This window comes from Pseudomonas sp. PS01270, assembly GCF_029959775.1.
Lineage (GTDB): Bacteria > Pseudomonadota > Gammaproteobacteria > Pseudomonadales > Pseudomonadaceae > Aquipseudomonas > Aquipseudomonas atacamensis.
The window spans coordinates 1-4,914 of sequence record NZ_JASCPT010000213.1; the positions used below are offsets into that span (position 1 = coordinate 1).

Below are 4,914 nucleotides of genomic sequence, written 5' to 3' on the forward strand. Positions count from 1 at the left end.
TTCCCACGCTCCGCGTGGGAATGCCGCCCGGGACGCTCCGCGTCCCTTCACGACGGTGACGCAGAGCGTCACTGGATGCATTCCCACGCAGAGCGTGGGAACGATCATCTGTCGCCATGGTTACGCTGAAAAACCTCCTCCCCCATCGCCGCAATCTGCCCTTCGATCAGCGCTTCAAACGGCTTGAGCAACGGCGCAAAAGTCGTCGGCGCTTCGAGGGTTTCCAGTGCCTGAACGATCGCCTCGATCGTCGATAACGCCCCCGGCCCCGGTGCCTTGCGCAAGCGATAGCGCGACACGCCGCCCTCGGTCAGGGTCACCCGTGGTAGCGCCGCCAGCAGCGGATTGAGGTGCAGCATCTTGCGTGCCTTGCGCCAGGTGCCGTCCGGGACGACCAGCAACATTGGCTGATCATTTGGCGCGTAAGCCTGCAACGGCTGCGCATCCTCAGCCGGGAACAGCAAGCGCGCCTGATAGCCCGGCCGGTTCAACAGTTTCGGCAAATCCTCGAATACCTCGCCGACAATCAGCTCGGCATTGCTCAGCCCCAGCGCCGCCAGCCGCGCGGTATTCAGCGCGTGACTGACCTCGCTCGGATGCTGCAGCACTAACACGCGCGTGCGGCTGTCGAGGTGCGGAATCAACGGGCACAGGCAGTGGGTCTGGGGGCGCAGGCAGCGCGGGCATTGGGCTCGGGACATGATGGGTTACGCCTGATTCAATTGCGCTTTGAGCAAATCGCGGAAGGTCTGGATCAGCGGCTCACGGCTGCGGCCCCTGCGCATGATCATCGAAAACGGTGCCTGATAACCGAAGGTCGCCGGCAGCAGAACGCGCAGATCACCCTTGTCGGCCCAGGCCTGCGCGTAGTGCTCCGGCAGATAACCAATGTAGGCGCCGGAGAGCACCAGAATCAGCTGCGCTTCCATACTTTCCACGGTCGCGGCGCTGTGTTTGAAACCGTGCCGGGCCAGTTCCGCCTGACTCCAGTAACCGCGCCCGACCATCCGTTGCTGGGTGATGACCTGCTCGGGAATGCGCCGCTCGTTGAACAGTGGATGGCGACTGCTGCAATACAGCCAGTGCTGCTCGCGGTACAGCGGCATGTAGACCAGACCGCTCATGCGCGTGGAAAACGCACCGATGGCCAGGTCAAGGCGATTGTCCTGCACGCCGAGTTGCAACTCATATGGACTCATCACCGACAGGTGCAAATGCACCGCCGGGTGTTCCTGACTGTAGGCACCAATGGCTTCGGCAAACGGCAAGGCCTTGTCGCTGACCGTGGAATCGATCACCCCGAGATTGAGCGTGCCGCGCAGTTCGCCCTTGAGCGCGGCGGCGTACTGTTCGAAGCCTTCAAGCTCGGCGAGCAGGCGCAGGGTTTCCTGATGGAACAGCTCGCCCTTGCTGGTCAGGCTGAAGCCACCGCGCCCGCGATGGCACAGCACCAGACCGAGCGCGGCTTCAAGCTGGCTCATGTAGGTGCTGATCGCCGAGGTCGACAGGTTGAGTTCCTGCTGCGCATTGGCAAAACCCTGATGGCGCACGACGCTGACGAAGATGCGCAACAGTTTCAGGTCGGGTAAAGCGTTGGCCATTTCTGCTCCCAAGGATCGTTCCCACGCTCTGCGTGGGAATGCAGCCCGTGACGCTCTGCGTCACTTGCGAGTACGGCTGGACGCGGAGCGTCCGTGGATGCATTCCCACGCAGAGCATGGGAACGATCAGGTGTGGAAGTCTGGCATTAGTTTAGAAAAATCTGAACTAAGTTTTTGCCCGTAGCGATTCTTCCCCGTCACTACATTTCGCATGATCGGCCCCACAGCGGCGTCCGAACCTGTGCTCCACGGCGCGCCGGCATAAATAAAACAAAGACGATGAGGCCCTACCCGTGGACAAGATTCTTCACCAACCACTGGGCGGCAATGAAATGCCGCGCTTCGGCGGCATCGCCACCATGCTCCGACTTCCCCATGTACCGACCGCTGCCGGCCTAGACGCTGCCTTCGTTGGCGTGCCGCTGGACATCGGCACTTCGCTGCGCCCCGGCACCCGCTTCGGGCCGCGCGATATCCGCACCGAATCGGTGATGATCCGCCCGTACAACATGGCCACCGGCGCCGCGCCGTTCGACTCGCTGTCGGTGGCCGACATCGGTGACGTGGCGATCAACACCTTCAACCTGCTCGACGCCGTGCGCATCATCGAAGAAGCCTACGACAACATCCTCGAGCACAACGTCATCCCGATGACGCTGGGTGGCGACCACACCATCACCCTGCCGATCCTGCGCGCGATTCATAAAAAGCACGGCAAGGTTGGCCTGGTGCACATCGATGCGCACGCTGACGTCAACGATCACATGTTCGGCGAGAAGATCGCCCACGGCACCACGTTCCGTCGTGCCGTCGAAGAAGGTCTGCTCGATTGCGATCGCGTGGTGCAGATCGGTTTGCGTGCACAGGGCTACACCGCCGACGACTTCAACTGGAGCCGCGACCAGGGTTTCCGCGTGGTGCAGGCCGAAGAGTGCTGGCACAAGTCGCTGGCGCCGCTGATGGCGGAAGTGCGCGAGAAGGTCGGTGGCGGTCCGGTGTATCTGAGTTTCGATATCGATGGCATCGACCCGGCCTGGGCGCCCGGCACCGGCACCCCGGAAATCGGCGGCCTGACCACCATTCAGGCGATCGAAATCGTCCGTGGCTGTCAGGGCCTCGACCTGATCGGTTGCGATCTGGTAGAAGTCTCGCCCGCTTACGACACCACCGGCAACACCTCGCTGCTGGCCGCCAACCTGCTGTACGAAATGCTCTGCGTACTGCCCGGCGTGGTTCATCGCTGAGGGTCGGGTCATGCACGCACGTGATCAGGTTCTGCACGCGGCCGCCGAGTTGGTCGCCGCGTTTGCCCGTAACGATCGCGAAGCTTACTTCGGGGCGTTCAGCGCCGATGCCAGCTTCGTTTTCTACACCCTCGACCAGCCATTGCTGTCGCGCGATGCCTATCAGGCGTTGTGGGACCGCTGGCGTGCCGAGGATGGATTCGAGGTGCTGTCGTGCACCTCGAGCAACGCCTTTGTCAGCCTGCAGGGTGACGTGGCGATTTTCATCCATGACGTGGCCACCGAGCTGCGCATGCAAGGGGAGCAACACTTCAGCCAGGAGCGCGAGACGATTGTTTTCAGAAGACAAGCGTCGAGCCTAGAACAACAAGGCCTATGGCTGGCCTGTCACGAACATTTGTCCGCAATGCCGGAAGGGCTGCCACCCCCTTAGCCAATGGTGACGCTCACGCACGATGAGCGCGCCTGATGATCGGAGCAGATCATGAATAACAACAACAACGAAAAAAGCCTTAGCAGCATCGAAACAAACGGGGTCGAACAGATCCCGGATCATGAGCGCGACGCCCGACCCAGCGACCTGTTTCGCTTGATCTTCGGCGGCGCCAATACGTTTGCCACCGCTGTGCTCGGCAGTTTCCCGGTGCTGTTCGGCCTGTCGTTTCAGGCCGGTGTCTGGGCGATTGTGCTGGGTGTGGTGGTCGGTGCGCTGATCCTCGCGCCGATGGGCCTGTTCGGCCCGCTCAACGGCACCAACAACGCCGTGTCTTCCGGTGCGCACTTCGGCGTGCACGGGCGGATTGTCGGGTCGTTCCTGTCGTTGCTGACGGCAATCGCGTTCTTCTCGCTGTCAGTGTGGAGCTCGGGTGATGCGCTGGTCGGCGGTGCCAAACGCCTCGTCGATTTGCCGGAAACCGACCTGACCCTGGGCCTGGCCTACGGTCTGTTCGCGCTGCTGGTGCTGACCGTGTGCATCTACGGTTTCCGCATCATGCTGTGGGTCAACCGCATCGCGGTATGGGCCGCGAGCCTGTTGTTCCTGCTCGGCATCTTCGCCTTCGCCCCCGCTTTCGACAGCCAGTACGCCGGCAGCGTGGCGCTGGGTCAGGCCGGGTTCTGGGCGGCATTCATCGGCGCTGCACTGGTGGCGATGAGCAACCCGATTTCCTTCGGTGCGTTCCTCGGCGACTGGTCGCGCTACATCCCGCGTGAGACGCCGAAGGGCCGGATCATGCTGGCGGTGATCGCCGCGCAACTGGCGACGTTGATCCCATTCCTGTTCGGCCTTGCCACCGCCACCATCGTCGCGATCAAGGCGCCGGACTACATCGCCGCGAACAACTATGTCGGCGGCTTGCTGGCCGTGTCGCCGAGCTGGTTCTTCCTGCCGGTGTGCCTGATTGCGGTGATCGGCGGCATGTCCACCGGCACCACGTCGCTGTATGGCACCGGGCTGGACATGTCCAGCGTGTTCCCGCGCGTGCTGTCCCGGGTCAAGGCGACCTTGCTGATTGGCGTGCTGTCGATCGCCTTCATCTTCATCGGCCGGTTTGCGGCGAACCTGGTGCAAAGCGTGTCGACCTTCGCCGTGCTGATCATCACCTGCACCACCCCGTGGATGGTGATCATGATCATCGGCCTGCTGGTGCGGCGCGGCTTCTACTGCCCGGATGACCTGCAAGTGTTCACTCGCGGCGAACAGGGCGGACGCTACTGGTTCAACCACGGCTGGAACTGGCGCGGTCTCGGTGCATGGATTCCGAGTGCGCTGGTCGGCCTGTGCTTCGTCAACCTGCCGGGGCAGTTCGTCGGCCCGCTGGGCGAATTGGCCGGTGGCATCGACATCAGCTTGCCGGTGACATTGGGCCTGGCGTCGGTGGTGTATCTGACGCTGCTGCGCTGGTTTCCTGAGCCTCGGGAGGTGTTCGGGCCCACGGATGTGCGCAGTGAAGCCGCAATAAAACCTCAACTGCGTCAGGCCGCCTGACACGAATCCCCTGTGGGAGCGAGCCTGCTCGCGAAGACTTCAGCACATCCAACATTGGTGTGACTGACAGACCGCCTTCGCG

At 62.6% G+C, this 4,914-nt stretch carries 5 protein-coding genes; 3 read left to right on the plus strand and 2 right to left on the minus strand.

The window, feature by feature from the left end:
• Positions 1-104 precede the first annotated feature (104 nt).
• Both QMX86_RS27280 and QMX86_RS27285 read right to left on the minus strand, forming a co-directional pair.
• Positions 105-701 (minus strand): DTW domain-containing protein, encoded by a 597-nt coding sequence (locus QMX86_RS27280; RefSeq protein WP_282387543.1) that lies wholly within the window; start codon positions 699-701, stop codon positions 105-107.
• 6 nt (positions 702-707) lie between these two features.
• Positions 708-1,601, minus strand: a complete 894-nt coding sequence (locus tag QMX86_RS27285) for a LysR family transcriptional regulator (RefSeq protein WP_007956593.1) — start codon at positions 1,599-1,601, stop codon at positions 708-710.
• A gap of 293 nt (positions 1,602-1,894) precedes the next feature.
• Here QMX86_RS27285 and speB point away from each other — a divergent pair, with 293 nt between their 5' ends.
• The 3 genes from speB to QMX86_RS27300 are packed head-to-tail and all read left to right on the plus strand — an operon-like array spanning position 1,895 to position 4,832.
• Positions 1,895-2,845, plus strand: coding sequence for an agmatinase (gene speB / locus QMX86_RS27290; RefSeq protein WP_003222717.1), 951 nt, complete (start codon positions 1,895-1,897; stop codon positions 2,843-2,845).
• 10 nt (positions 2,846-2,855) lie between these two features.
• The gene (locus QMX86_RS27295; protein WP_122505894.1) at positions 2,856-3,278 is read left to right on the plus strand and encodes a nuclear transport factor 2 family protein; all 423 of its coding nucleotides are present in this window, start codon (positions 2,856-2,858) and stop codon (positions 3,276-3,278) included.
• Positions 3,279-3,329: 51 nt separating this feature from the next.
• Complete coding sequence (locus QMX86_RS27300) at positions 3,330-4,832, plus strand: cytosine permease (protein ID WP_217864040.1); 1,503 nt, start codon at positions 3,330-3,332, stop codon at positions 4,830-4,832.
• Positions 4,833-4,914 lie beyond the last annotated feature (82 nt).